The organism is Kitasatospora sp. NPDC093550 (genome assembly GCF_044764985.1).
Lineage (GTDB): Bacteria > Actinomycetota > Actinomycetes > Streptomycetales > Streptomycetaceae > Kitasatospora.
In genome coordinates this window covers 256940-283821 of record NZ_JBIWJF010000003.1, presented here as the reverse complement: position 1 = coordinate 283821, position 26882 = coordinate 256940, and the positions used below count along the sequence as shown (strand labels likewise).

Annotated in this window: 24 protein-coding genes; 15 read left to right on the top strand and 9 right to left on the bottom strand. The window is 75.3% G+C overall.

Translation table 11 applies throughout. The annotated features are described in order from the left end of the window. The first annotated feature begins 134 nt into the window (after positions 1–134). On the top strand, positions 135–1049 hold the full coding sequence (locus tag ACIRD3_RS06700) for a hypothetical protein (RefSeq protein WP_402212603.1): 915 nt from the start codon (positions 135–137) through the stop codon (positions 1047–1049). 69 nt (positions 1050–1118) lie between these two features. Here ACIRD3_RS06700 and ACIRD3_RS06695 read toward each other — a convergent pair whose 3' ends face one another. Beyond that, on the bottom strand, positions 1119–2138 hold the full coding sequence (locus tag ACIRD3_RS06695; protein WP_402212601.1) for a TIGR03619 family F420-dependent LLM class oxidoreductase: 1020 nt from the start codon (positions 2136–2138) through the stop codon (positions 1119–1121). Between the two features lie 183 nt (positions 2139–2321). Beyond that, complete coding sequence (locus ACIRD3_RS06690) at positions 2322–3752, bottom strand: lytic murein transglycosylase (RefSeq protein WP_402212599.1); 1431 nt, start codon at positions 3750–3752, stop codon at positions 2322–2324. 575 nt (positions 3753–4327) lie between these two features. On the opposite strand from ACIRD3_RS06690, the gene ACIRD3_RS06685 reads away from it, so the two are divergent. Continuing rightward, positions 4328–4738: a hypothetical protein gene (locus tag ACIRD3_RS06685; RefSeq protein WP_402212596.1), complete on the top strand. Its 411-nt coding sequence runs from the start codon at positions 4328–4330 to the stop codon at positions 4736–4738. A gap of 17 nt (positions 4739–4755) precedes the next feature. Then, the gene (locus ACIRD3_RS06680) at positions 4756–5061 is read left to right on the top strand and encodes a hypothetical protein (RefSeq protein ID WP_402212594.1); all 306 of its coding nucleotides are present in this window, start codon (positions 4756–4758) and stop codon (positions 5059–5061) included. Between the two features lie 141 nt (positions 5062–5202). On the opposite strand, the gene ACIRD3_RS06675 is transcribed toward ACIRD3_RS06680, so the two are convergent. The 3 genes from ACIRD3_RS06675 to ACIRD3_RS06665 all read right to left on the bottom strand — a co-directional run bounded on the left by ACIRD3_RS06675 (position 5203) and on the right by ACIRD3_RS06665 (position 8645). Then, complete coding sequence (locus ACIRD3_RS06675; RefSeq protein ID WP_402212591.1) at positions 5203–6831, bottom strand: alpha/beta hydrolase; 1629 nt, start codon at positions 6829–6831, stop codon at positions 5203–5205. A 155-nt stretch (positions 6832–6986) separates the two neighbouring features. Then, the gene (locus ACIRD3_RS06670) at positions 6987–7628 is read right to left on the bottom strand and encodes an NAD(P)-dependent oxidoreductase (protein ID WP_402212589.1); all 642 of its coding nucleotides are present in this window, start codon (positions 7626–7628) and stop codon (positions 6987–6989) included. A 96-nt stretch (positions 7629–7724) separates the two neighbouring features. Continuing rightward, a complete protein-coding gene (locus ACIRD3_RS06665; RefSeq protein WP_402212587.1) occupies positions 7725–8645 on the bottom strand; it encodes an EamA family transporter in 921 nt (306 codons plus the stop codon). A 110-nt stretch (positions 8646–8755) separates the two neighbouring features. Here ACIRD3_RS06665 and ACIRD3_RS06660 point away from each other — a divergent pair, with 110 nt between their 5' ends. Then, on the top strand, positions 8756–9253 hold the full coding sequence (locus ACIRD3_RS06660) for a MarR family winged helix-turn-helix transcriptional regulator (protein WP_402212584.1): 498 nt from the start codon (positions 8756–8758) through the stop codon (positions 9251–9253). Between the two features lie 210 nt (positions 9254–9463). Here the strand turns inward: ACIRD3_RS06660 and ACIRD3_RS06655 are convergent, their stop codons facing one another. Continuing rightward, complete coding sequence (locus tag ACIRD3_RS06655) at positions 9464–10429, bottom strand: molybdopterin-dependent oxidoreductase (RefSeq protein WP_402212581.1); 966 nt, start codon at positions 10427–10429, stop codon at positions 9464–9466. A gap of 277 nt (positions 10430–10706) precedes the next feature. Here ACIRD3_RS06655 and ACIRD3_RS06650 point away from each other — a divergent pair, with 277 nt between their 5' ends. Beyond that, positions 10707–11531 (top strand): DUF4389 domain-containing protein, encoded by an 825-nt coding sequence (locus tag ACIRD3_RS06650; protein WP_402212579.1) that lies wholly within the window; start codon positions 10707–10709, stop codon positions 11529–11531. A 200-nt stretch (positions 11532–11731) separates the two neighbouring features. Here the strand turns inward: ACIRD3_RS06650 and ACIRD3_RS06645 are convergent, their stop codons facing one another. Next, positions 11732–12655, bottom strand: coding sequence for a methyltransferase domain-containing protein (locus tag ACIRD3_RS06645; protein ID WP_402212577.1), 924 nt, complete (start codon positions 12653–12655; stop codon positions 11732–11734). On the opposite strand from ACIRD3_RS06645, the gene ACIRD3_RS06640 reads away from it, so the two are divergent. The 3 genes from ACIRD3_RS06640 (at position 12654) to ACIRD3_RS06630 (ending at position 16537) form a co-directional block, all read left to right on the top strand. After that, positions 12654–14189, top strand: a complete 1536-nt coding sequence (locus ACIRD3_RS06640) for a PLP-dependent aminotransferase family protein (RefSeq protein ID WP_402212574.1) — start codon at positions 12654–12656, stop codon at positions 14187–14189. The two genes, ACIRD3_RS06645 and ACIRD3_RS06640, sit on opposite strands and share 2 nt — an antisense overlap. A gap of 89 nt (positions 14190–14278) precedes the next feature. Next, on the top strand, positions 14279–14959 hold the full coding sequence (locus ACIRD3_RS06635; protein ID WP_402212571.1) for a hypothetical protein: 681 nt from the start codon (positions 14279–14281) through the stop codon (positions 14957–14959). Between the two features lie 429 nt (positions 14960–15388). Continuing rightward, a complete protein-coding gene (locus ACIRD3_RS06630; protein ID WP_402212568.1) occupies positions 15389–16537 on the top strand; it encodes a glycoside hydrolase family 3 N-terminal domain-containing protein in 1149 nt (382 codons plus the stop codon). 27 nt (positions 16538–16564) lie between these two features. Here the strand turns inward: ACIRD3_RS06630 and ACIRD3_RS06625 are convergent, their stop codons facing one another. Beyond that, entirely contained in the window at positions 16565–17296 is a 732-nt protein-coding gene (locus ACIRD3_RS06625) for a polysaccharide deacetylase family protein (RefSeq protein ID WP_402212565.1), read from the bottom strand. Positions 17297–17523: 227 nt separating this feature from the next. On the opposite strand from ACIRD3_RS06625, the gene ACIRD3_RS06620 reads away from it, so the two are divergent. The 3 genes from ACIRD3_RS06620 to ACIRD3_RS06610 all read left to right on the top strand — a co-directional run bounded on the left by ACIRD3_RS06620 (position 17524) and on the right by ACIRD3_RS06610 (position 18823). After that, positions 17524–18000: a hypothetical protein gene (locus ACIRD3_RS06620; protein WP_402212562.1), complete on the top strand. Its 477-nt coding sequence runs from the start codon at positions 17524–17526 to the stop codon at positions 17998–18000. 238 nt (positions 18001–18238) lie between these two features. Continuing rightward, positions 18239–18583: an ArsR/SmtB family transcription factor gene (locus ACIRD3_RS06615; RefSeq protein WP_402212560.1), complete on the top strand. Its 345-nt coding sequence runs from the start codon at positions 18239–18241 to the stop codon at positions 18581–18583. Positions 18584–18691: 108 nt separating this feature from the next. Further along, the gene (locus ACIRD3_RS06610) at positions 18692–18823 is read left to right on the top strand and encodes a DUF6126 family protein (protein WP_402212557.1); all 132 of its coding nucleotides are present in this window, start codon (positions 18692–18694) and stop codon (positions 18821–18823) included. A gap of 87 nt (positions 18824–18910) precedes the next feature. Here the strand turns inward: ACIRD3_RS06610 and ACIRD3_RS06605 are convergent, their stop codons facing one another. Continuing rightward, positions 18911–21478, bottom strand: a complete 2568-nt coding sequence (locus ACIRD3_RS06605; protein ID WP_402212554.1) for a cytochrome P450 — start codon at positions 21476–21478, stop codon at positions 18911–18913. 340 nt (positions 21479–21818) lie between these two features. Between ACIRD3_RS06605 and ACIRD3_RS06600 the strand changes: the two genes are divergently transcribed. From ACIRD3_RS06600 to ACIRD3_RS06585, 4 genes are all read left to right on the top strand, one after another. After that, positions 21819–22583 carry a sigma 54 modulation/S30EA ribosomal C-terminal domain-containing protein gene (locus ACIRD3_RS06600; RefSeq protein ID WP_402212552.1) on the top strand — a complete coding sequence of 255 codons (765 nt, stop codon included), beginning with the start codon at positions 21819–21821 and terminating at the stop codon, positions 22581–22583. Between the two features lie 131 nt (positions 22584–22714). Continuing rightward, complete coding sequence (locus ACIRD3_RS06595) at positions 22715–23152, top strand: hypothetical protein (RefSeq protein ID WP_402212550.1); 438 nt, start codon at positions 22715–22717, stop codon at positions 23150–23152. Between the two features lie 526 nt (positions 23153–23678). Beyond that, complete coding sequence (locus tag ACIRD3_RS06590; RefSeq protein WP_402212547.1) at positions 23679–25916, top strand: RICIN domain-containing protein; 2238 nt, start codon at positions 23679–23681, stop codon at positions 25914–25916. A 153-nt stretch (positions 25917–26069) separates the two neighbouring features. Next, positions 26070–26768, top strand: coding sequence for a hypothetical protein (locus ACIRD3_RS06585; protein WP_402212545.1), 699 nt, complete (start codon positions 26070–26072; stop codon positions 26766–26768). Positions 26769–26882: the final 114 nt, after the last annotated feature.

Genomic DNA, 26882 nt, shown 5'->3' with positions numbered 1-26882 from the left:
CCGGGGCGGGTTGCCGGTGGAGGGAGTGCGGGCCGGGAGCGCCGGATGCCGTCACGCGGTTTCTGTGATCCCGGGCCGCCGCGGGGGTCTCCTCTTCGAGAAGGCCGATCACCCGCACCCGAAGGACCCCTGCCATGACCGCTGCCGCCCGTCCGTTCGCCCGAGGCTGGCTGCTCGCGTCCTGCGTACCCACGCTGCTCGTGCTGGGCATGGCGGTGTCCGTGCCGCGGAGCGCACCGCCCGCCGCGGCGTCGGCCGTGCCCGGGCGGGCCGGCACGACACCCCCCGTCCAAGCGCCCGGGCCCGCCGACGGACCCGCCCGGGGACTCGCCCCGGGACTCGCCCGCGGTCTCGCGCCGGAGGAGAACGGCTACCGGCTCACGGTGGAGTCCCCCGCCCCGCCCGCCGGCCGTCCCGCGCCCGTCCGCTTCGCCGTCACCGGGCCGGACGGCGCGCCGGTCACCGACCTCACCGTCCACCAGACGAAGAAGCTGCACTTCTACGCGGTCCGCACCGACCTCTCCGGCTTCCAGCACCTGCACCCGGACCAGGCTCCGGACGGCGGCTGGACCGCCGACCTCGCCCCCCTCGACCCGGGCACCTGGCGGCTGTACGCCGACTTCATCCCGAACACCGGCCCCCACAGCACGGAGTACGTCCTCAGCCGCACCGTGACCGTGCCCGGCGACGCCACGCCCGTCCCGCTGCCCGCCCCCGCCGACCGCACCACCGTGGACGGCTACACCGTCACCCTGCACGCCCAACCCATGTCCGGTGCCCACCAGTTGACCGCCACCGTCGAACAGGACGGCCGCCCCGTCACCGACCTCCAGCCCTACCTGGACAGCTACGCCCACCTCAGCGCCTTCCACGAGGGCGACCAGGCCCTCGCCCACCTCCACCCGGCGAACGCCGTCACCGGTGACCACGGCGGCCCGACACTGACCTTCCAGGCCATGCTCCCCGAACCCGGGAACTGGCGCGTCTTCCTGCAGTTCCAGACCGGCGGCCGGCTGCACACCGCCGAGTTCACCCTGCCGATCGGCTGACGCGGGCGCTCGTTCCGCTCGGCCCGCCTCCGGGGCGGGCGGGCCCGACCACCCGCCTCCGCTCCCGGCTCAGTCGAGGAGCGGTACGACCTCGGCGGCGATCCACTCCATCGCCTCCTCCAGCCGCTCGCCGGCGATCGGCAGCCAGAGCGTGCAGGCCGCCAGCCCGGCGTCGGCGAGCCGGGCCAACTCCTCGGCCACGCGCGGCGCGGTGGGTGCCTCGCCGCCGAGCGGCCGGCCGGGGACGGGCACGGCGGCGGGGATGCCGGGCGGGGTGAGGAAGACGGCGGAGGCGAGCGTCAGCCGCTCGGGGTCCGTCCGCTCCGCTCCGTCGGCCCGCTCGGCCTGTGCGTGGTCGGCTTCCGGGTGGTCGGCTTCCGCGTGCTCGGCTTCCGCGTTTTTGGGCTGCCCGTGCTCGGCCTGCGCGTGCTGGGTCTCCGCGCGGTAGTCTTCCGCCTCGGCGAGTGCGCGCAAGCGGTCCCGTACGGCGGCGAGGTCCTCGGCGTCCACGCCGGTGCCGTACCAGCCGTCGCCGAGGCGCAGGGCCCGGCGCAGCGCGGCGTCGCTGTGGCCGCCGATCCAGACCGGCGGCCCGCCGGGGGTGACCGGGGTGACGCCGAGCCGGGCCGCGCGCAGGGTGGTGAACGGCCCGTCGAAGTCGGTGGGCCGGTGCGACCAGAGCGCCCGGGCGGCGGCGAGGTGGTCGTCGGTCCGGGCGCCGCGCTCGCGCACGGGGACGCCGACCGCCGAGAACTCCTCCGGGTTCCACCCGGTGCCCACACCGAGGATCAGCCGGCCGCCGGACACCACGTCCAGCGTGGCCGCCTGGTTGGCCAGCACCGCCGCCGGGTAGTACGGCGCGACGAGTACGGAGGTCAGCAGCCGCAACCGGGTGGTGGCGCCCGCGACGGCGGCCAGCAGGACGAACGGGTCGGTGTCGAGGCCGAACCCGCTCTCCAGCAGCCGGTTGCCGACGGCGACGTGGTCGAAGCCCAGCTCCTCGGCCCGCCGGGCGGCGCGGAGCAGTCCGGTGCCGTCGTCCGACGGGCGGTGGGGCTGGAGCGAGACACCGAGGCTCAGCTGGGGCACGACGGGCCTTTCGACGGGAGTCCGGAGCCGGGGGCCGGGCGGCGCTCGGGCCGACCGGTCACGAGCCCTCAACTCCCGTGCGGGCCTGTTCATTCCGTCGATTCGTGCGTCCTTGCGGTCCGCGGAACGGCGACGACGGCCGGGGGGCGCGGTTCCGCTGTGCAGAACCGCGCCCCCGTCGGGTCACTTCTTCGGGGCCGCCGAGGGCGACATCGAGGCGTGGGGGCTCGCGCTGGGCGCCGCGCTCGGGGTGCCCGTCGGGGTCGGGGTCGGGCAGCCGGGGGTGCCGGTGGGCGTCGCCGTCGGAGTGCCGGTGGGCGTGGTCGTGGGGGTCCCCGTGGGCGTGGCGGTGGGGGACGGGGAGCCCGTCGGGGTGGGCGTGCCCGTGGGCGTGCCGGTCGGAGTGCCGGTGGGCGTGGCCGTCGGGTCCGGGCAGGCCGTGGGGGTGCCGGTCGGGGTGCCCGTGGGCGTCGCGGTCGGCGTGCCGCTGGGCGTGCCGGTCGGGGTGGCCGTCGCGGTCGGCGACGGCGAGCCGGTGGGCGTGGGCGTCGTGGTGGGGCTCGTCGTCGGCTGCGCGGTCGGGGACGGCGAACCGGTCGGCGTCCCCGGCGTGCCGGGCTCCTGCGTCGGGGTCGGCGTCGGAACCGGCGCGGTACCGGTGCCCGCCGCGCCGCCGGTCGTGGGGTCGCCGACCGTCGGGAGGTACGGCGAGGGCAGCGAGGAGGACGGCGTCGGGAACCCGGTGCGGTTCGGGACGGTGGTCACCGTGCCGCTGCCGTAGTGGGCCATCCAGTTGCGGACCGTCCGCAGGTACTCGCCCGAGTTGTTGTAGCTGAGCACCGCCCGGTCGAGCTGCGCCGGGTCGGCGAGGTCGCGGCCGCCGGCGCACAGGTAGCGCCCGGCCGCCTCGGCGGCGTCGAAGACGTTGTTCGGGTCGGCCTTGCCGTCGCCGTTGGCGTCCACGCCCCAGGAGGCCCAGGTGGACGGGATGAACTGCATCGGGCCGACGGCGCGGTCCCAGCGGGAGTCGCCGTCGTAGCGGCCGCCGTCGGTGTCGGGTATCGCGGCGAAGCCGTTGCCGTCCAGGGCCGGGCCGAGGATCGGGGTGAGGGTCGTGCCCGCCGCGTCCACCTGGCCGCCGTTGGCCTGGCCGGACTCGACCTGGCCGATCGCGGCCAGCAGCTGCCAGGGCAGGTGGCAGCCGGGGGAGCGCTGCGCCAGCGAGGTCTCGGCCTGGCGGTAGGCGGCGAGCACGGTGGCGGGCAGCGCGGGGCCGGTGGCCGCGAACGGGCCGGCGGCGGGCGCGCCGGGCAGTGTGCCGGGCGGCTGCGGGAACAGCAGGGTGCCGCCGCCGTCGGCCGGGACTCCGGTGCCGGGTACGCCGGGTGAGGGGGTGCCGAACGGGGAGGAGGCCGTGCCCTGGCCGCCGCTGCCCTGGGCGGCGGTGCCGTTCGCCGGCCCGGTGTCGGCGGCCGCGACCGGCGCGAGCCCGAGGCCCGTCACCTGGGAGCCGGTCAGCGCGGCCAGTGCGGCGAGGGCCGCCGCCGTGCCCGTGACCCGCTTGCCGACCCGGACCTTGCGCCCGCCCTGAGCGCTGCCGAACCTCGCCGTCATCCGCTTCCCCTCCCCGTCGCCGTCCGGACCACCCCAGAACGGTTGAGCTGTCGTCATCGTGCCCGCCCACCCGAGGACGGGAGCCGCCGCCGGACGATTAGTATCACGACGATCTGACAGGGACGGGGTGACCCGGAGACGGCCCGGAGCCCTCCGAGGGGTTGGCTCGGCACGTCGCCCGGGGGTCCGGGCGCACCCCGGTGGCATCCCGTCGCATCCCGGCGGCATCCCGGGCGTCCCCCTGGTGTCTCCGGGCGTTCCGCGGATCACGGCGCCGGCATCTCCCGTTCCGGTAGAAGGAGTTGACCGAGGCCCCAACGGCGGTGGGACGGACGCCCCTCGGGGTCGCACGGGCGGTTCGGAGCACGGGGGTGGTGCGTGCGCGGCGTTTCGGGCTCCCCGGCGGCGCCCGCGGCCTGCCCGCCTGACCTGCCGGAACGTCCGGCGCGCGGGTCGATCGTTCTTAGCAGGACGGGCCCCTGCGCGCCAGGGTGCGTCCCCAACTCGCCCCTGGACGGGTGACGTTCTGGTGAAAGTGGGCATGCCAGGAATCGCCGCCCGGCATGCTGTGCCGCGTGACGATGCGGATGGAGGTCCAGACCGTGAGCGCGAACCTGCCGGAGACCGTCGCCGAGGGAGCGGTCGTCCTGCCGGCGCCCCCTCGGGTCGTGGACGACCTGGCGCGTGACCTGACCCAGGCCGCCGCCGCCGTCCGGGCGGTGTCGCGCACCTGCCGCACCGGCGGGGACGTCGCGGTCGCCGCGTACACCGCCGTGGTGTGCACCGGACTGTCGGCCGCCCGCGCCCTGGAGGAGGCCGCCGCCTGGTGCCGGCAGGCCCCGGAGGCCGAGGTGCACTCCCTGGCCTGGGCGCGGGTGCCGGGGCACCGCGAGGACGTCCACGAGTACCGCGTCACCATGGCCGTCAGCTTCCCCGACGACGAGACCGGGGAGCACCTCGGGGACACCCACCACGCCCACCGCTGAGGCCGTATCATCGCCCCATGGATGAGGGGGGTACGAACGACATGGTGAAGGACAGCGTGGGCGGCGCCGGGACGGCGGACGGCGTCGAGGACGGCGACCCGAAGGAGCTCTCGCGGGGCGCCGCCGTCGCGGCCGCCGTCCTGGCCGGACTCTGCGGTGCGGCGGTGCTGCTGGCCGTCTTCCACTGGCTGGGCTGGAGTGTTCCGGGCATCGGCTGGCTGGTCGCCAAGCTCGGGATCAAGCTGGCCGTCGGCGGCTTCGCCGCGGTGGCCGTGGGCCTCGCCTGGCTCCGGGCCAGGCTGCGGCCCCGGTCCCGCACCTGACCTGAGGGTCGGGGCCGACCGGAGGGCGGAGCCTACCCGAGGGCCGGGCCGACCAGAGAGCGGGCCCGACCCTCGGGCCGGGGCCGACCGGAGGCCGGCGCTCAACGCCGTTGCGGGGACCGGGAGTCGGACCGGGACCCGTCAACTGGCCTGCGGAGAGGCGCAGGTGAGGTCGTGCGCCGGAACCTGGTCGTCCAGCAGGTAGCGCTCGACCACGTCGGTGACGCAGGAGTTGGGCCCGGGGTACTGGCCGTGGTCGCCGTTCCCGGTGACGGTGACCAGCTTGGAGCCGCGCAGCGCGCGGTGGGCGCCGAGCGCCGCCTCGTAGTAGGTCGCCGGGTCGTGCACCGAGTTGAGCATCAGCGTGGCCGGCAGGTGGGCGCCGGTGACCTTCACCGTGGGCGCCGGGGCGACCGGCCAGGCGGCGCAGACCGCGCCGAAGGCCAGCGTCCGGGCGCCGACCAGCGGCAGGCGGGCGGTGTTCTCGGCGCCGCGCCGCACCCAGGTGGCCATGTCCTTCGTCCACGGCGTGTCGGAGCAGGTCACCGAGAAGAACTCGGCGAGGAACTCCGGGCTGAGGTAGCTGTTGAACGTCTTCGCGGCCGCCGTCCTGGTGGCGGCGTCGGCGGCCTGCCAGGTGTCGAGGACGGTCAACAGCCGGGCGAGGTCGGGGAAGTGGGCCGCCGAGTAGATCGCCGAGATCGCCACGTTGTCCAGCTGGTTGGGGCCGATCGTCAGTGGACCCTCGACGATGGGCGCGTCGTGCAGTGCGGCCCGCCGCTGCTCCCAGTGCGCCCGGACCTGCTCCGGGGTCGAGCCCCAGTGGTAGGTGGCGTCCCGGGCCGCGAGCCAGGGCACGAAGTCCTCGTCGAAGCGGCGCTGGAAGCTCATCGGCTGGCCGAGCTGGAACTTCTCCCAGGTGTCCTCGAAGCCGATGTTGCTGTCCAGCACCATCCGTTGGACCCGGTGCGGGAAGAGAGTCCCGTAGTAGGCACCGATCATCGAGGCGTAGGACGGGCCGTAGTAGCTCAGCTTGCGCTCGCCGAGCAGGGAGCGGAACAGATCGATGTCGTGGGCGGTCTGCTCGGTGTTCAGGTAGGGGATCAGGTCGCCGCTGCGTGCCTGGCAACCGGCGGCCAGCTTCTCGGAGTCGGCGATCACGCGGTCGACCGCGGCGGGCGACTGGTCGCGGTAGTCGCCGGCCAGGAACTCCCGGAACTCCTCCGGCGTCTGGCAGACGGCCTTGGTGCTCGCGCCGACTCCGCGCTGGTCGAAGCCCACGATGTCGTACGCGGCGCCGACGGCCGGGGCCGCCTCGGCCAGTCCGGCGGGGCGCAGCAGGCCCGAGGCGCCGGGGCCGCCGGCCGCCATCAGCAGGGTGCCCTTGCGCTGGGCCGGGTCGGTGGCGCGGTGTCGGGAGACGGCGATGGTCAGGTCGTCGCCGACGCCGGGGTGGTGCCAGTCGCGCGGGGCGGCCATGGTGGCGCAGTCCAGGGCGGGCCGGTCGGCGCAGGGCTGCCAGTCCAGGGTCTGGTGGGTGTAGCGGGCGGGTGCCGGGGCGGCGTCGCCCGGATCGCGGGCGGTGTCGGCGCCGGCGGTGGTGGGCAGGGCCAGGCCGGCCAGGACGGCGGCGGCCAGGGCGAGCGCGGCCCGCCGGCCCCGGGGCGTGGTGGCCGGGGCGGCGGTGCCGGCGCTCGTGGTGGCGCAGGTCTCGGTGGTGGAAGTCTCGGTGGCGCAAGTCGTGGTGGTGGAAGTCTTGGTGGTGGTCACGGGATCGATCCTGCCGGGTTCCGACCTGACGATCGATCACGTACGCCACCGTTTCCAGGGTGGTGCTGGGTACACCCCCGAGCGGGCGCGGGCTGCAGCGTCCGGTCGGCGACGGTCCGCGGCGGCCCCACCCCCGTCGGGGCCGCCGCGGCCGGTCAGTACCCGGCGGTGAACCGGGTACGGCGGTGGGCCGGCATCTCGACCTCGTCCAGGAGGGCGATGGCGAGGTCCTCCATGGAGATCGCCGAGTTGCCGTCGGCGTCGACCAGCAGCTCGTCCCGGCCGAGCCGGAACCGGCCGGTGCGCACGCCCGGTTCGAGCAGTGCGGCCGGGCTCAGGTACGTCCAGTCGACGTCGGGGCCGGCCGCGCGGTAGTGCGCGAGCTGCTCGTTGCAGGCCAGCGCGATCGGGCGGATCGCGGCGGGGAAGCCGGGGGTTTCCACGAGGGTCGCTCCGCCGGCGCCCGGGACGGTGAGGCTGCCCGCGCCGCCGACGGCCAGCAGCCGCACGCCCGTCCCGGCGACTCCGGCCAGCAGGCCCTTGGTGGCGACGGCCAGTTCGTGCTCGCTGCCGGCCACCGGGCGGGTCGCGGTGATCAGCGCGTCCTGCCCGGCGGCTATCCGGGCGACGTCCTCGGCGTTGCGGGCGTCGCCGACGGTGAGGGCGACCTCGGAGGGCAGGTCGTGCGGCTTGGCCGGGTCCCGGACGACGGCGGTGACCTCGTGGCCGCGGGCGAGGGCCTCGGCCACGACCCGGCTGCCGACGTTGCCGGTGGCGCCGAACACGGTGATGCGCATGGGAGTTCTCCTGGGCGAGAGGGGCGAGAGGAGCGAGAGAGGGGCTGAAGAGGCGGCGAGGGGGTGCGGGACGGGATCCGGATCGAGGCGGCGGGGTCAGGCGCGCTCGCGCACCGGCGGCGCGGAGGCCGGGCGGGCCGCCGGTGTCGACGACCCGGCGGCGCCCGGTCGCCGGGTCTGGGCGACGACCAGCGAGCCGAGCACGACCAGCGCGCCGAGGGCTTGGAGCGGGCTGAGGTCCTGGCCGAGGGCCAGCCATCCGATCCCGGTGGCGACCACCGGGCTGAGCAGGGCGAGGAAGGAGACCGAGGTCGGCGACAGCGCCTGGATCCCGCGGAACCACAGCGCGTAGGTGAAGGCCGCGCCGATCAGGCACAGGTAGGCGTAGCCGAGCAGGTTGGCGGCGGTGTAGTGGGTCGGCGGCGCGCCCTCGCTGAGCAGGGTGACCGGGACCAACAGCAGTCCTCCGGCGGTGAGTTGCCAGCCGGTGGTGGCGAGCAGCGGGGCGGGGGAGGCCCAGCGCTTGGAGAGTACGACGCCGGCGGCCATGACCACCGCGCCGCCGAGCGCGGCGGCCACCCCGACGGCGTCCAGCCGCGCGTCGGCCCGGAGGACCAGCAGGCTGACGCCCGCGACGCCCGCGATGCCGGACAGCACGGTGCGCAGGGTGAGCCGGTCGCCGAGGACGGCGGCCGAGAGGCCGGCGGTGATCAGCGGTCCGACGGCGCCGACGGTGGCCGCGATGCCGCCGGGGAGGCGGTAGGCGGCGATGAAGAGCAGGGCCTGGAAGGCCCCGATGTTGAGTGCGCCGAGGACGAGCGAGCGCCACCACCAACTGCCCTGTGGTAGGCGGCGGGTGAGGGCGATCAGCAGCAGCCCGGCGGGCAGGCAGCGGATGACGGCGGCGAGCAGCGGACGGTGTGGCGGCAGCAGCTCGGTGGTGACGAGGTAGGTCGTCCCCCAGACGGCGGGGGCGAGGGCCGTCACCAGCACGATGGCGAGGCGATGTCTTAGCACTAAGCCAATGTATCTCAGCGCTAAGGCACTTTCGCTCCGCATGCGAGGTGGCGTGGCTCACAGTTACCTCACTGCTAAGGAACCCGGACGGAATCGCCTACCCTGGAGCGGTGGCAGATCATGTGGACCGCGTCGTCGCGCAGTGGGCCGCCGAGCGGCCCGACCTGGACGTCTCCCCGATGGAGGTGTTCGGCCGGCTCAAGCGCCTCTACCGCCTGGTGGACGCGGCGCTCAACCGCACCTTCGCCGAGCACGGCCTGGACGCCGCCTCCTTCGACGTCCTCGCGACCCTGAAGCGCAGCGGCCCGCCCTACCGCCTCACCCCCACCGGACTGATGCAGTCCTCCATGGTCACCTCCGGCGCCATCACCCAGCGCCTCGACCGGCTGGAGGCCCGGGGTCTGGTCACCCGGACCCGCAGCGACCAGGACGGCCGCAGCCGCGAGGTCGCGCTCACCCCCGAGGGCCACGCCCTCATCGAGCGCGCCCTGCCCGACCACCTCGCCACCGAGTTCGAACTCCTCGCCGGGCTGGACGACGCCCGGACCGCCGCCCTGGTCGACGCGATGCGCACCCTGCTCGCCGCCCTGGAGGACGGCGAGGGGTAGCGGCAAAACCGTCGACCCCCTGCTGCACCGCGCCCCGGCGGGCCCCGGCGCCGATCCTGCGGGCGACCGCCGCGGTGGTGGCGTCGCCCGCCTCCGCTCCCTTGCGGGCCACCGCCCGCTGGACGCCCCCGGGCTCCAGCGGTACGCGGAGCTCCTGCTCTCACCCCCGGCCGACCCCTGGCGGTGAGCCCGCCAGGGCTCATCCGGTCGTCAGCGGTCCGTCGGCCGGGTGCCCGGCTCGGCGACGACGTGGATCTCGTGGACGGCGTTCCGGTCGCCGGCGAGCGGCTGGACGCGCCCGGCGGAGTCGGTGGCCCGGCAGCGGACGCGGTGCGGGCCCGGGGCGAGCTCGTACCGCAGGCGGAAGCGCTGCCAGGCCGGGTCCGGCCCGCGCCGGTCCAGCGCGGCGGGCTGCCAGTCGGTGTCGTCCACGGCGACCTCGACGGACGTCACCTCGGTGGAACTCCAGGCGTACCCGGCCAGTTCGAGGCTCCCGGCCGGGACGGAGCACCCGTCGCCCGGGGTGAGCAGCTTGCTGTTGACGTCCTTCTCGCGCACCGGCCGGGACTCGCTCTCGCCGGGCAGGACGCGGGTGTAGAGGCGGGTGGTGAAGAGGTGGTCGGGGCGGTCGGCGGCCAGCACGATCCGGGTCAGCCACTTGACCGAGTTGGTGCCGAACATCCGGGGTGCCACCGCCCGCAGCGGGTAGCCGTGGTCGGGGCGCAGCGGTTCGCCGTTCATGCCGTGCGCGAGGACGACCTCGGCGGCCGCCTCGTCCAGGGGCAGGTCCTTGAGGTAGCTCACGCCGCTCTCGCCCGCGAAGTCGCCCGAATCGGCGCCCTCCAGCCAGACGTGCCGGGCCTCCGGGCGCGGGCGGGCCAGCTCCAGCACGGCGGCGAGCGGGACGCCGGCCCACTCCAGATTGGTGACCGCCCGGGTCGGCACGGTGGGGTGCAGCGGATTGCCGAAGCACTCGTGGACGGCGGTGAAGCGGGTCTGCGGCAGGCCCCGGAGGGTCGGGAGGTCCAGCCGCAGCGGCCGCTCCACCAGGCCCTCGACGGTGAGCGACCAGCTCGCCGGATCGAGCCGCGGGTGCGGACCGAGGTGGTTGCGGATGAACACCTCCTCGACCGGGGTGCGGAAGAGGTCGGGTGTCGGCGGATCGGTCCTGATCATCGGTCATTCCCCCGTGTCGAACTCGGTGTTGCGTGCGATCGACGGTACAAGGAGCAACTGACACCGCGCGGGCCGGGGCCGGGGCTCGGGCCGGGGCTCGGGCCGGGGCTCGGGCCGGGGCCGGCGCTGGGCCCGGGGACGGGGCGGGGCCGGGTGACGGGGTGACCCGGTCGGCGTAGCGCGGCGCGCGGGCCGGGCGGGGTGCTGCGATCTTCGGAGGGCACCCGGCCGAGCCCGACCGCCGGGACCCGTCGTCGCGAGACCGTGGAGGCCCCGGATGTGGCAGGCACCCCCCGCCCCCGTCAGCCGTGAGTGGCTCCCAGTGCTGGACATGCCGGCGCCCGGCCCGCAGAACCGCTGGACGGTGCTGCTGCGCGCCCTGCTGCTGATCCCCCAGTTCGTGGTGGTGTGGGTGCTGTCGGTGGTGGCGTTCTTCGCCACCGTCATCGGCTGGTTCGGCGCGCTGGTGCTCGGCCGGCTGCCCGTCTTCGTCGCGGACTACCTGGCCGGGTACGTGCCGTACGAGACCCGCGTCACCGCGTACCTGATGCTCACGGTGGACCGCTACCCGCCGTTCCGGTTCCGGGCCCCCGAGTACCCGGTGCAGGTCGGGCTGAAGCCCGGCGAGCTGAACCGGCTCGCCGTCCTGTTCCGCATCGTCCTCGTCATCCCGGCCTCGATCGTGCAGGGCCTGGTGAGCGCGGGGTGGTGGGCGGTGTCGTTCGTCCTCTGGCTCGTGGTGCTCGTCCTCGGCCGGATGCCGCAGGCGCTGTACGAGGCGACGACGGCGATCCTGCGCTACCGGCTGCGGTACACCGCCTACCTGGTGATGCTCTCCTCCGCCTACCCCAAGCGACTGTTCGGCGACGAGCCGGGCAGCGAACCGGAGGGCCCGGTGTCGGCCACCCGCCCGCTGGTCCTGAGCGGCGCCGGCCGGGGCCTGCTCGTGGTCTTCCTCGTCCTCGGCCTGGCCTCCTGGGTGACGAGCTCCGTCACCACGACGGTGACCTCGAACGACGATGACGACGACGTCACCAACCCCACCCAGCGCGTCATCGCGCCCCTCGTACCGGGCCCCGCGGGCCGCCCGGGCCACCTCTGAGGCCGGGCGGGGACGGCCCGACGACATGAGTTCCTCTCATGGGCCGAGGTCATGAGCATCTCTCATGGGGCTCAGGCATGAGCTCCTCTCATGGGCCGGTCTCATGAGCTCCTCTCATGAGCCGGCTGCATGAGCTCCTCTCATGGCGCCACGCATGAGCTCGCCTCATGGGCCGTACGAGTGACTGCGGCGCCCGCGGCTCACGGTTTCACGGCCACCGCCTGGAAGAAGGTGTAGTGGAACGTCCCGCCCGGCTCGGCCGCGCGGCGCAGCTCCGCGATGCCCAGGTCGAAGGCCTCCGGTGTGGTCAGCCCGGCGGCCAGCGCCTCCGCCCGTACGGCCTCGACCATCGCGACGAAGGTCCGCAGGGTGAAGCCCTCCGCCAGCGCCGGCCGGCCGCCGTCGGCGTAGACCGTCCGCGGGCGGACGTCCACCTCCGCGAAGCCGGCCGCCGTCAGCAGCGGGTACAGGCGGCGGCCGAGCAACCCGTCGCCGCCACCGTCGGCCTGGAGCCGGACCAGGTGGTCGATCGTCCGGCGGGCGGCCGGGCTCTCCGGGTGGAAGAAGGCCGAGCCGTGGTCGCCCTCGATCACCGTGATCGTCCCGCCCGGCCGCAGCACCCGGCGCAGCGCGGCCAGCCCGGCCGCCGGATCGGGCAGGTGCTCCAGCACGAAGCAGAGGAAGACGTGGTCGAACGCGTCGTCCGGGAACGGCAGCCGGTGCAGGTCGCCGTGGTGCCAGGTGACGTCCGCGGCCGGCGCCTGCGCCGCCACCCGGGCGCGGGCCTGCGCAAGCGACCCGGCCGAGAGGTCCACGGCGGTCAGCAGGACGCCCGGGCTGTTGGCCAGCAGGTGCACCGTCTGCGCCCCCACCCCGCAGCCCGCCTCCAGCACCCGGCTGCCCGCCGGGAACCCGGTGTCCGCGTGCAGCAGCCCGGCGAGGGTGTCGGCCTGGTCGCCGAGGCGCCGTGCCTCGGTGTCGGAGTAGCCGTGGACGTAGTCGTGAACCTGGCCCTGGTCGTCAAGGTGGCCGTGGTCGTCAAGGTGGCCCTGGTCGTCAAGGTGGCCCTGGCCGTCGATGTGGCCGTGGCCGGTGTTACCGGGGAGTGCCGTTTCCGTGGTCATGGCCCCACCCTCGCGCCACTATGGTCCGGTGAACAGGTCCAAAGCCGTGGCATCCGACCGGTCCAAAGAGGCCGGCGCCGACTTCCTCCAGCTCGACACCGCCGACGCCCCGCCCGGCGGCCTCACCGACTGGCTCGCCCGCCGGCTGCGCGAAGCCGTCGCCGACGGTCGCCTCCCGACCGGCAGCCGACTGCCCGCCAGCCGGGTCCTGGCGGCCGAACTCGGTGTCTCCCGAGGGGTGGTGACCGATGCCTACCGGCGCCTCGCCGAGGAGGGCCAGGTCTCCGGGCAGGGCCGCGGCGGCACGGTCGTCGTCGCCACCCCGGCTCCCGCCGCCGCTCCCGCTGCCACTCCCGCCTCCCGGCCGCCCCGCGCGCCGGAGGCGGCGCCCGCCCTCTTCCGGGACGACCCGGACCCCGAGGTGTTCGACCTCCTGCGCGCCACCCCCGCCCGGATCGACCTCACCCCCGGCGTCCCCGACCTCGCCGCCTTCCCCCGCGCCGCCTGGCTGCGCGCCGAACGCGCCGTCCTCGACGGCCTCGCCGCGCCCGACCTCGGCTACGGGGACGTCCGAGGCACCCCCGCCCTGCGCCGGGCCGTCGCCCACTGGCTCGCCCGCAACCGGGGCATCCGCGCCGACCCCGACGAGGTGCTGATCGTCGCCGGCACGGCCCAGGCCCTCGCCCTGCTCGGTCGCGCCTTCGGCCGGGCGGGCATCACGGAGGTCGCGGTCGAGGACCCGGGCTCGCTCGGCGCCCGTCAGCACCTCGCCCACTGGCTCGCCGCCACTCCACCCGTCCCGGTCGACGCCGAGGGCATCCGGGTCGACGCCCTGCGCGCCACCGGCACCCCGGCCGTCCTGCTCACCCCCGCCCACCAGTACCCGACCGGCGTCGTCCTCGGCGGCGACCGCCGCCGCGAGCTGCTGCGCTGGGCGGCGGACGGCGGTCTGGTCATCGAGGACGACTACGACGCCGAGCACCGCTACGACCGTCCGCCCGTTCCGGCGCTGCGGGCCGCCCTGCCGGAGCAGGTCTGCTACGCGGGCAGCATCTCCAAACTGCTCGCCCCCGCACTGCGCACGGGCTGGCTGCTCGTCCCCGACCGCCTCCGGGGCCCCGTCCTCGACGCCAAACGCTTCGCCGACCTCGGCAACCCGGTGCTGCCCCAGCTCGTGCTCGCCCGCCTGATGGAGTCCGGCGAACTCGACCGCCACCTACGGCTGCTGCGCCGCCGCCACCGCCGCCGCCGGGACGCCGTGATCGCCGCGATCCGTGCCCACCTCCCCGGGGCCACCGTCCACGGCGCGGCGGCCGGCCTCCACCTGATGCTCACGCTGCCGGAGCGACTCGGCTGCACCGACACCGAGTTGGCCACCGCGGCGCTGGCCGGCGGCGTCAAGGTCCAGCCCCTCTCCTGGCACGCCCGCCTCCCGTACCCACCCGGCCTGGTCATCGGCTACGCGGCGCTCTCGCCGTCCGACCTCGCCGAGGGCATCGCGATCCTGGGCGACCTGGTCCGGCGCGCGGGGTGAGCCCGCCGCCGAGCCGAGTACGGGTACTCAGACGAGGGCGGGACGGCTACTCATGCGACGGTCGACCGTCCTGGGGCAGGATGTCGATCATGGAGAACGCTTCCCCCGCCGCCGGACGGACTCGCAAGGCGGCGTTCCTGCTCACCGGCCTGGCGCTGTCGGTCGTCCTGGTCCTCGGCGCGGTGGCGTTCGGCCGCGCCTGGGCGGGCGAGCCCTTCCCGACGGCCGACCCGTCCGCCACGGCGAAGCACCTGAACGATCGCACCCTGACCGTCTTCGACGCCCTCGGCCTGCCTTCGACAGCGGTGCTCGACGAGAAGTACAGCACCGGCATCAAGGCCGACGTCTACGCCTGTCACCGCCGCGGGCTCGCCCACTTCCTCGACGGCGTCGACGCCTCCGCTCCGCCCGAGCCCCGGACCGCCAAGATCCACGCCGGCTTCACCGTCATGGGGCTCACCGACGCGCAGGGGCAGACGGCGCTCGAACAAGCGCGGCGGACACTGACCGAACGGGGCTGGGCCGCCGCCACTGACGCCGCGTTCGGCCGTTCCCTACTCCACCTGACCCCGCCGCCCCCGCGCCCCGGCGCGCTCCCGGCCGTGGTTTCCGGCAGCGTCGCCGTCTCCGTCGAGTACGGGGACGGCTACCTCAGCATCCGCGCCGACACGGTGTGCGCCCACTACCCCGGCGACACCCCCGTCGACTGGGAGGGCAAGCCGCAGGGCCTGCCCGACCTCGCCCTCCCGGCACAGCTCCGGCGCGGCTGAGCGCCGAGGCGACCCGCTCCTCGGCGGACCGGTGCAGTCCGGCTCGCGGAGCCGCCCCCGGTGCGGCTCCGCCGTCGCGGGCAGCGGGCTCGGGTCTGGGAGACCAGCTGCGCGGCCGTCCGGCCCGGCGTCCTCGGCCACCACGTCCTCGCCGTTCACGTGGACCCGCACCCCGGCGGGGGTGCAGGGCCCGGGCGGCACGATCCGCAGCGCCGGTCGATCGGACATCCTGCCGCTCCAGGGGCGGCCCTCAGGCTCCTGACGTCCGTCCGGACGGCGGGCGGGACGGGGGGTTCGGCGACGGAATCTCGGGCCACGCGGTGAACGGTCCGTCGGGATCTCGGAGGGACCCGGCGCGGGGGAGGGTCGGCGGCCGTGGCCCCGGGTACGCTGACGGGCCGTAGACCCGCTGTCGACCCAGGAGGCGTGATGGTCCCGCTCCGGCGAGTCGCCCGGTTCGGTGCGGTGCTGGCGGTCCTGGGGGCCGCGCTCGGGCCCGCCCCGATCGGGGCGGCCTCCGCATCGCGCAACGCGCACCCCGAGAGGACCGCCGCCATGGCCGCCCTGGAGGACGAGCACTCCCGCACGCTCGCCGGACGGCGGATCGTGCTCTCGTACGCCGGCCCGACGCCTCCGCCCGGGGTCCTGCGGACGATCCGGGAGGGCCGTGCGGCGGGGGTGATCCTGTTCGGCGAGAACATCACCGGCCCGGCGCAACTCGCCGAGGCGGTGGCCGCGTTGAAGCAGGCCGCCGCCGAGGCGCCGAACCCGCGCACCCTGCTGCTGATGACCGACCAGGAGGGCGGCAAGGTCCGTCGGCTGCCCGGAGCGCCCGAACTCTCCGCCCGCCGCACCGGAACGGCCGCGGACCCGGTGAACGCCGCGCTGTCCTCGGGCAGCGGCGCCGCCCGCAACCTCACCGACGCCGGGCTGAACGTCAACCTCGCGCCGGTGCTCGACGTCTACGACACCCCGGACAACTTCATCGACCACCACGAGCGCTCGTACGGCCAGGATCCGGACACGGTGGCCCAGTTGGGCAGTGCCTTCCTCGCCGCCCAGCAGGTGCTCGGGGTGGCGGCGACCGCCAAGCACTTCCCGGGCCTCGGCACCGCGGCCCGGGACGAGAACACCGACGAGCGCCCGGTCACCCTCACCGTCCCGCTGGAACAGCTGCGCGCCCGGGACGAAACGCCCTACCGGTCCGCCATCGCGGCGGGCGTCCGGCTGGTGATGGCCTCCTGGGCGGTGTACCCGGCACTCGACCCGGAGCGCCCGGCCGGACTGTCGCCCACGGTCATCCAGGGCGAACTCCGCGATCGGCTCAAGTTCCGCGGCGTGACCGTCACCGACGCCATGGAGGCCGGCGCCCTCGCCCCGTACGGAGGCACCGGCGCCCGCGCGGTGGCCGCCGCCGGGGCCGGCATGGACCTGCTGCTCTGCTCCGCCCGCGACCCGCAACAGGCCGAGGACGCCGCCGAGGCCCTGGCCGCCGCCCTCGACTCCGGCCGCCTCGACCGCGACGCCTTCCTCGCCGCCGTCACCCGCGTCGACGCCCTGCGCACCTCCCTCGGCTGACAGTGCCCTGGCGCGGTCCGGTCCCGCTCATCCTCCGGCCGCCCGGGGCTGGAGGAGGCTGCGGAGGTCGATGATGCGGTAGCCGCGGGCGCGGGCGCCGTCGATGATGCGGGGGAGGGCTTCGGCGTCGAGGCAGGTGTCGGGGCCGCCCTCCTCGGTGGCGCCGACGTGCAGTTGCAGGACTGCGCCCGGGGTGAGGGCGGCGAGGGCGCGGTCGACCGCGCGGTCCGCGGTCATGCCGTTGCCCGGGCCCAGGTAGCCCTTGGTGTCGGCGGTGAACTCCAGGTCCGCGTAGCCGAGCCCGTTGACGGTGGCGATGCCCTCGGGGGTGGTCGCGCTGTACGGGAAGCGGAAGAAGGGCAGCGGTTCGGTGCCGGCGGCGCGGCGGATCGCGGTGTCCGCGCGGCGGACCTCGGCGCGGGCCTGCTCGGGGCCGAGGGTGGTGAAGTCCGGGTGGCTGTAGGAGTGGTTGCCGAGGCCGTGCCCGGCGGCCGCGATGGCGCGGACCGCGCGGGGGTGGCGGTCGGCGAAGTCGCCGGTGGGGAAGAACGCGGCCGGGGCGGCGCGGTCGCGCAGGACGGCGAGGACGCTGTCGAGCCCGGTCTCGTTCCAGGCGGCGTTGAAGGTGAGGGCGATCGCGCGGTCCTCGGTGGGGAGCCGGCGGATCTCGGTGCCCAGGAGTGCGGCGGGTGGCGGGGCGGCGGCGAGCAGGGCGAGTGTGGCGATGGCGGCCGCGGCCGTGGTGCGGAGACGGTTCACCTGGGGTAAACGTGGGCGTCACCCGGGAGGGCACGGGGGTTCGGCCAGGCGGGGGCGATCGCGCCATCGAAGGTCAGATTTTGGTCGTGGCAGCGGTTCCATGGATAAAAGCGGATCGCGGCATAGGAATCGCATGGCAAAGTCTCTGTCGTGGGCCTATGAAATGTCATATGTGCCACGCCACCTGTCCTTGACCGTCCTCATCACGCCCTCCCGAGGAGGAGCCCATGAACCGCATCGCCAGGATCGCGGCCGGTGCCGCCGGTGCCGCCGCACTGCTCGCCGCGCCCGTGCCGGCGCTCGCCGCCGCCCAGCCGACGGCCGCCGCCCAGGCGACTGCCGCCACCGTCACCACCTGCGGGTGGTCCGGCCTGCAGGCGGGGCTGTCCACCAAGGTCTGCGCCGACGTCACCGGTGACAGCGTCGTGCTGTACGGGCAGATCGGGCTGGCCGGGCCGCCGTCGCCGGGCACCCCGTGGCCGCCGGCGCCGCAGGAGCTGCTCACCCGCCTGTCGGCCGAGGTGGTCGGGGGCGGTGCGCTCAGCGCGGTGAACGGCCGCACCGTGTTCCAGGTCAGCACCGTGCGGGTCGACGGCGGCACCGTGCACGCGCCGTGCGGGTCGACCGTGCACGCGTCCTTCTCGGTCGAGGCGATCTGGCGGGGACCGGCCCCGGTCACGGTCGATGTGCCTGTAGTCTGCTGACGGCACGTCACTGTGACTGCCGAGCCCGGGAGTTGGCAGCATCCCGGGCTCGGCTTCGGCGCGTCCCGACGCGGCCCCGGGTGTGAGGTGGGTCACCTTCCGGGTGGGGTCGGGAGTCGCCGTGGTGTGACGACTTGAAGAAATCTTCATCTGTCGCGATGATGCCTACCGGCCGCGGCGCACGGACCCCGCCCGGCCGGGACGACCACCGAGCCGGAAACGAGGAGGCGCGCGGACGATGCCGGTCCCGCTGTACCAGGCCAAGGCGGAGTTCTTCCGCACCCTCGGCCACCCCGTGCGGATCCGCGTGCTGGAACTGCTCCAGGACGGACCCCGGCCGGTGCGCGAGCTGCTGGCGGAGATCGAGGTCGAACCGTCCAACCTCTCCCAGCAGCTCGCGGTGCTGCGTCGCACCCAGCTGGTCACGGCCACCCGCGAGGGCAACACGGTGGTGTACGCGCTCAGCACCCCGGACGTCGCCGAACTGCTGCGCGCGGCGCGCCGGATCCTGACCGAGCTGATCACCGACCAGGGCGTGCTGCTCACCGAGCTGCGCGCGACCGGCGTCCGGCAGCCCCGCTGAACCGCGCCCGGCCCGGGCGCCCGAACCCGACGCCGAGCCGGCTGCGCGACCAGGCTGCACGACCAGGCTGCACGACCAGGCTGTACGAACCGAGGAGAACCACCCGCCATGAGCGACAGCACCAGCGAGGAGAAGAAGCGCCGCAAGGCGATGCTGATCCGTGCGGGCATCTACATCTTCGCCACCCACCTGTTCGCCGGCTTCGTCCTGTTGCTGTTCGCGCTCGGCGGCCGGAAGTAGCGCGTCAGCGGAACCCCTGTACGGTGGCGGTCCCTGCTCAGCGGAACCGCCGCTCGGTGGCGGCCCCGGCTCGGCGCAGCCGTCCGTTCAGCGCAGCCGTCCCCCGTCCGGTACCTGGTAGCGGTCGCTGGTGCTGGTCCACGCCTGCACGCCGGCCACGAGTTCCCGGGTGCCGTCCAGGTACCACCGCCCCGCCGGGTGGCGGCGCCGCAGTTCCCGGCGCAGACCCTCGTTCTCCTGCCGCAGACGCACCACCCGGTCCCGTACGGCGCGCACGGCCCGGTTGCGGGTGCAGCCGCGGGCCCGCTGCAGGGTGAGCACGGTGTTGAAGGCGGCGGCGCTCTGCCGTTCCTCCCGCTCCAGCGAGTAGAGGTCGTTGATCAGGGTGGCGGCGTCGGCGGTGTTGGCGCGCAGCCGGTGCAGTGCGGGCTCCGCGTGCAGGGCGGCGGGGGCGTCGGCGCCGTGGACCCGTTCCAGTATGTTCATGAACGGGTAGAGGCAGCTGCCGTGCCGGCGCAGCCGCATGGTCTCGGCCAGGCCGAGGGCGGGCACGGTGCCGCGGGCGCGGTGGTCGGCCTCGGCGGGGAAGGTGGCCAGGCACGCGCGCCACTCCCGGGCCGCCCGGGCGCGCCAGGCGGGGGACATCGCGGCGCACTGGCGGTCCCACAGCTCCCGCCAGGCGTGCAGGAGTGGTCCGTGCGGCGGCTGGGCCTCGGCGCCGTCGAGGACGGCGATCAGCGGGTCGACCAGGGCGTGCGCCTCGGCCGGGCGACGTCCGGGGGTGCCGTCGAAGCGGTCGTCCAGGATGGTGAACCACCCCAGCACGTCCACCAGGAGGTCGAGTTCGGCGCCGCGGGTGCGCGGGAAGGCGTGGCCGATCAGCTCGTGCAGGGCGTAGGCCCGGTAGCCGGGGAGTTCGGCCGGGGCGAGCAGGCCGTGGCGGAGCACCCAGTCGGCGTGCCGGTCCGCGGCGGTGCGCAGCTCGCCGCGCGGGCGGGCCGGCAGCGGTCGCACCGCGAGGGGGCGTGCCGCGAGGGGCCGTTCGGCGAGGGCCCGCGGTGGGACGGGCGCGGGGGCGGCCGTGAACGGGCAGCCGCCCGGAGGCGCGGGCTGGTCGGACGACGGCGTGGCGCCGGTTCCGCGCGGGGTTCGCTCGCCGCCGGGCGCCCGGTCCCCGTCGGCCGTCCGCTGTTCGCGCGGTGCCAGCCGGACGCGCAGCCCCTGCGCCTGGACCGTCGTCCAGACCACCTCCCGGGCCCGGGCCCCCGGCACGGCCACCGGCCGCCAGCGGCGCAGGATCGCGGCGGCCGCGACCGTCAGTTCCGCCCAGGCGAAGGCCTCCCCGATGCACTTGTGCTTGCCCGCGCCGAACGGCAGGAAGGACGGCCGCCCGACGCCACCGCCGTCCTGCCAGCGTTCGGGGCGGAAGGCGAGCGGGTCGGGGTGGCGCACCGGGTCGCGGTGCAGCGCGGTCAGGCTGTAGAGCAGCTCGGTGCCGGCCGGGATCCGGTACGGACCGAGCTCGACCGGCACCCGGGCGGTGCGCATCAGGAAGGCGTTGGGCGCGTGCAGTCGCACCACCTCCTGGGTGACGCTGCGGGTGTAGTCGAGCCGGGCCAGCGCCTCGGGGGTGGGGACGCTGCCGTCGGGCAGGTGCTCGTCGAGCTCGGCGAGGAGGCGGGCCTCCACCTCGGGGTGGCGCAGCAGTTCGTCGAGCAGCCAGGTCAGCGTGGTGGAGACGGTCTCGGTGCCCGCGCCGAACATGGTGATCGCCTCGGACCGGACGTCGGCCTCGGTGAGCGGGCGGCCGGTCGCCGGGTCGGTCGCGGCGCGCAGCAGGGCGGGCAGGGTGCCACGGCCGCCGGCGAGGTCCGCGCCCCCGGCGGAACCCGTGCCCCCGGCGGAACCCGTGCCGTCGGCGGAACGGGTTGCCGCCGTAGGGCGGTTGACAGCCTGGTCGACGACCCGGTTGAGCGCCCGCACGGCCGTGGCGAAGCGGCGGTTGACGGGCAGCGGCAGTCGGGCGAGCGCCGGGGTCGGGTAGAGGGACTGGACGATCTGGCCCTTCACCAGGTCCGGCAGGGCGCGGTGGAAGGCGAGCGTGGCGTCCTCGCTGAGCCTGGCGTCGAACAGTGAGCGGGTGACGATCTCCAGCGCGAGGTGGTTCATCTCCTTGGCGACGTCCAGGACTTGGCCGGGTCGCCAGCGTCCGGCCCGCTCCTCGGTGACCTGGTGCATCACGGCCAGGTACGCGCCCATCCGGTCCGGGCCGAAGGCCGGCTGGATGATCCTGCGGCGGTCGCGGTGGGCTTGGCCCTCGGACATCAGCAGGCCGTCGCCGAAGGCGGTCTTCAGGGTGTCCTGGACGGCGCCGCGCGGACAGTCGTGGGCGAGCGCGACGAGTAGGGTGTGGACCAGCCGGGCGTCGGTGACGACGCAGACGGTGCGCGGTCCGAGCCGGATGCGGACGACGCCGCCGTGGCGGGCGAGGGAGCCGAGGAAGCCGAGCGGGTCGCGCAGCAGGGCGGCGGCGTGCCCGAGGCCGGGGAGCGCCCCGGGGGCGATCGGGGGGACGGCGGCTCGGACCAGGGGCGACGGGCGCGGCGCGGTTCTCGGCGGGACGATCCGTTTCGGGGTCTCGGTCTGCAGGGTCATGACACTACCTCTCACAGAGGGGCCGGCGCGGGCGGTGCCGGGAGGGCGACAGCGGGCCGGCCGTGAGGCGGGGGACCGGCCAACGCGGCCCCGCGCGCACCCCCGCTGTAGGGCGCACGCCATGGCAAACGCGCCGGTCCCACGGGCGTTGCGTCGAACGGGCGGGGATCACTCCAACGGCCGATCTCGCCGCTCCTTCCGCACCCGCCCGCACCTCCTGGCTGACCTGGGCGGATGCCGGGGGCCGAAGGGTCCGGGACAGGGCCCCGCCGCAGGGCCTTTGGACCCTCGCCGCACGGCCGCGCGAGGGCCAGCATGGTGGGGGAGAAGGAGGAATCCGATGACCCGTTTGCGCCACCGGCCCGCGCTCGACGTCCGGGTGGAGATCCGCGGCGAACTGCCGCGCGAGGACGCCGAGTACGCCAGGGCCCGGGCGCTGGAGACGGCCACGGCCCTCGGCCCCGGCGCCCACGCGCTGCGGCTGCGGCTCACCCGGACCCGCGACCGGTCGGTGACCCGGCCCGCCGTCGCCCAGGCGCAGGTCGAGCTGGACGGCGCCGGACCGGTGCGGGTGCACCTGGCCACCAGGACCGCGTCGGAGTCCGTCGACCTGGTGCTGGGCACGCTCGCGGGGCGGGCCGTCCGGCTGAGCGAGCAGGGCGACATCGGCTTCGCCGTCACGTACGAGAGCGTCTACCGCCCGCAGTACGCCGACCGCCCGCTGGCCGGACGGCGGATCGCCCGGCACAAGACGGTGGTGCTCGCCCGCCGCACCCCCGGTCGGGCGGCACGCGAACTGCTGGCGCTGGACCGGCGGTTCCACCTGTACACGGACCTCGCCACCGGACGGGACGGTCTGGTGCGACGCTGTCCGCTGAGCGGCGCCGTGGAGCCGTACCTCGCGGGCAGCGAGGCCGTGCCCCCGCTGGACCTCGCCGAGGCCGCCCGCCGACTCTGGCTCACCGGAGGCCCGTTCGTCGCCCACACCGACCCCGGCGACGACCGCATCCGGGTGCTCTACCGCCGCTATGACGGCCATTACGGCCTGATCGAACCGGTGTCGGGCGGCCGGATCGGGGCAGGAATCCTGTCGGCACTGAACTGACACGGCGACCACACGACCGCGCACGGGTACTCCACGGCACCGTGTGCGCGCCACCAACCCCAGTACTCCACGAACCCCAGTACTCCACGAACTCCAGTACTCCACGAACTCCACGACAGGGAGCCGGGACCATGGACTGCGACGAGGTCATGCTGACCGTCCGGATCACCGCCGCCGAGCGCGCGCTGCTGCGCGACCTCGCGCGCGGGCACGGCGGCGACGTGTCCGACGTGGCGGTGGACGGCCTGCTGGAGGTCATCCCCGCGCTGCACGACGACTCCTCCGTCCTGCCGCTGCTGCGCGTCCTGGCCCGGCCCGCGCCCTTCGCCCTCACCCTGTGGCTGCCCGCCCCGGTCGCGGACCTGCTGCCGCTGCTCGGCGAGCGGCTCGCCAGGACCGGCGGCCCGGCGGCGGGCCCGGCCAGCGCCGCGCTGTCCGCCGCCCTGCGGCTCTGGCTCGCCGGGGACCGCGCCGCCCTGGCGGGCGCGCTGGCCCGACTGCACGGCGGCTGCGGCGACGTCGTGGTGGCGAGGCCCCCGGCCGTCGAGGCGGTGGGGGCCGCCGCCTGAACGTCGACGGGCGGGTGACCGGTTGTCGTCCGACAGGTGACGCTGGCATGTCCGGGGCGGGAAATCGCCTGGTCAGGGCTCTGGTCAGCGCCCCGCCCCGGGTCTAGCATTCCGTCACGGCCGACGGAGTCGCGTGGCTCCGGGACTCCGTCAACGTGGCCGCCACCCCCCCATGCCGGGGAGCGCACACCCCCCGAGTGCGCTCCCCGGCCCTGCCATGCCTGGATGCCGCGGCTGTCACCCAGCCGCCCCAGGGTTGTCCCGGGTCGGGCCGCTCCGTGTCCGTGCGACCGGACCCGACCGGTCGTCAAGGCCCGTGTCCGAAAACGTCATCGGCGGCCGTACCCGAACCACCGCCCCGTACCGGGCCCGAACCGCCGCGCGCGGCAGGCCGGTCGAACTGGTCGAAGATTTTCGCAAGATGTTTCTGTTATCCCCGGTCGTCCCGTCCGCTCTCCGGAGTGTCGGAAGGCCCGGGCCCCTCTTCACCACAGGGCACGGGTCATCGCACGAGGAAAGGAACGCGATGGGACACCGGAGCAGCGAGCTTCGCCGGCGCAGGCGCCGCAGGCTCACCCGCAGGAGCACCCTGGTCGCCGCCCTGGTGGCGGCCGGACTGGTGGCGGGAACGCTCGGCATCCGCACCGCGCTGGAGCCGACGGGCGCGAACGGCGCCGTCACGGCCGCGGCGGACGCGGTCGACAACTCGGGGTCGGGAGCCGGGCTGGTCGGCGACGACGGCGGGCCGGGGGAGACCGGTACCGCCGAGGGTGCCACCCAGGCGCCCGCCCCGAAGCGTGACGAGAAGGCCGTACCGCTCAAGGCGATACCCAAGGACCAGCCCGAACGCGGCCTGGTCTACGCCGGACTGAGCCTGCCGGGCAGCGACCGCTGCGGCGGCACCCTGGAGGTCACCGGCAGCACCCAGTGCAGCCACGGTCCGGACGTCCCGCCCAAGGGCGTGGACATCCGCCAGGACGTCGCGCCGGTCGCGGCCCCGGCCGCCCAGGCGCCCGCGCTGACCCCGACCGCCGGCGCCCAGCCGCCCGCGGCCGCCGACCTGCTGAAGGGTGCCGCGCCCGTCCTGGACGCCACCCAGAAGACCCTGCTCGGCGGCTCCGGCAGCGCCGCCGCCGACGCCCCGGCCGCCGGCTCGGCCCCGGGCGGCGCCCCGGCCGCGCCCGCCGGCTCCAAGCTGGTCTGCGAGGGCGACGGCAGCTCCGGCAACCGCGTCCAGGTGGTGTACGTGCACACCCCGGGCAACGACCGCTTCGCCCAGTACCTGGCCTCGTTCAAGAAGTGGGCCGCCGACGTCGACGTCATCTACAACGCCAGTGCCGCGGAGACCGGCGGCGAGCGGCACGTCCGCTTCGTCACCGAATCCGACTGCACCGCCTCGGTGCTGAACGTGCAGATCTCCGACTCCGAGATCCAGGACTTCAACGCGAGCAACCGCGCCCTCGCAGCGCAGGGGTTCAACCGCAAGGACCGCAAGTACATGATGTTCACCGACGCCAAGGTGTACTGCGGGATCGGCACCTTCGCCGGGGACGAGCGCCCCAGCCAGGACAACCTGAGCAACTTCGGCCCCTCGTACGGCCGGACCGACTCCGGCTGCTGGAGCGGCAGCACCGCCGCGCACGAACTCGGCCACAACCTGGGCGCGGTGAACAACAGCGCCCCCAACTCCAGCAAGGCCGGGCACTGCGTCGACGAGTGGGACATCATGTGCTACTCGGACGCCCCGAACTACCCGCAGATGCGGACCGTGTGCCCGGACCGCGCCCATGACGACCGGCTGGACTGCAACCACGACGACTACTACAACACCTCGCCCGCTCCCGGCAGTTACCTCACCACGCACTGGAACGTCGCGAACAACCGCTTCCTCATCTCCGGTGGCGGCACCGGCCCGAACCCGACGCCCACCCCGACTCCGACGCCCACGCCGACCCGCACCCCCTCGCCGACCCCGACGCCCACCGGCGGCACCACCCCCTCGCCGACCGGCTCCCCGTCGCCGACCGCGACCCCGACTCCGACCCCCACGCCGACCTCGACCCCGACTCCGGGCAACACCGGACCGGCCGTGAGCGTCAGCCAGGTCACGCAGAACTCGGCCGTGTTGAGCTGGACCGCCGCGCCCGCCGCGGCCGGCTACGACGTGCTGCTGAACGGCCAGACGATCGGCACCGTCCGCGCGACCGTGGTCGGCGTGGTCCGCCTCGCTCCCGGCACCTCGTACACCGTGGCCGTCGCCGTCCGCGACGCCGCCGGTGCGGTCGGCAAGCCCGGTCGCGCCGCCACCTTCCGTACCGTCACCGACGCCGGACGCCCGCAGCCGGGTGCGAACTACACCATGGTCAACGGCCTCACCGGCCAGGCGGCCGACCTGTGGGGCAGCTCGATGAACGACGGCACGGTGGCCATCGCCTACCAGCGCACCGGGTACGCCAACCAGAAGTGGCAGTTCGAGGACGCCGGTAACGGCGCGGTGCGGATCAAGTCCACGCGCTCCGGCAAGTGCCTGCAGCTGGGCGGCGCCCCGGTGGCCGGCCAGTACGTCGCCCAGCAGCCCTGCTCCGACGCGGCCGCGCAGAAGTGGCAGCTCAACGCCGCCGACGGCGGGTTCACCGTGACGGCGGACGGCGGCTCGCTGGTGCTGGGGCTCAGTGACCGGTGGTACTACGGTGGTTGGCTCCTGGAGCTGCAGCAGCCGAACGGCAAGCCCTACCAGAACTGGTCGCTGCTGAAGACCACGTGACCAGGACACCGGTGAGCCCGTGAACCGCAGGCGGGCCCACGAGCCCGCCGGTCCGGCTCGTCCGCCGGGTGCGGCCGCCCCCCACGCCGGGGCGGCCGCACCCGGCCCCCTGCTTCCCGCACCCGTCCCCCATCGCCACGAGGAACACCCGTCATGCGCAACCGCACGCTCCTCGCCGCCTGCGCCCTGGCCGCGGCGGCCGTCCTGCCCGCCGCCGCACCCGCCGCCGCCCACGGCGACAGCGTCCACCTCGACGTCACCGGCCAGCAGAACGGACACGTCACCACCGTCGCGACCTGGGAGAACGACCACGACCCGGTCACCGCGGACTTCGCCGGCACGCTCTCCGCCACCGCCGCGGACGGCCGCGCGGTCGGCCCCTGGCGGCTGATCACCGTCCCCGGCCGGCCGGGGACGTACACCACCCGGGAGATCCTGCCCGCCGGGCACTGGCAGGTGACGGTGGACTGCGCCTTCCCCTCGCTCGGTCACGCCCAGCGCGAGCTCGACGTCGAGGCGGCCGTCATCAACGACCCGGTGCCCGCGGGCACGGCGGCCGCGTCACCGTCGGCCGGGACCGTCACGGCGCCGCCGGCCGGGAGCACCACCGCGCCGTCGGCCGGGACCGTCACCGCGCCGCCGGCCGGGAGCACCACCGCGCCCACCCCGGCGCCGACCGTCGGGCCGGTGACCGAGAGCGTCCCCGCGCCGGCGCAGACCACCGCTGCCGCCGCCGGGACCGCTTCCGACTCCGCCTCCGACTCCACCACCTGGGCCGCCGTCGGCACCGCCGCCGCGGCCGTCCTCCTGGTCGGCACCGGCCTCTGGCTCCGCCGACGCCGCCGCGCCTGAGGGCCCGCCTGAGGGCCGCCCGAGGCGACCGCGTCCGAGGCGTCCGCGCCCGACGGTGCCCGCGCCGAGGTTTCCGCCCCGGCCCTCCGGGGAACCGCGCGGGCACGAACCGAC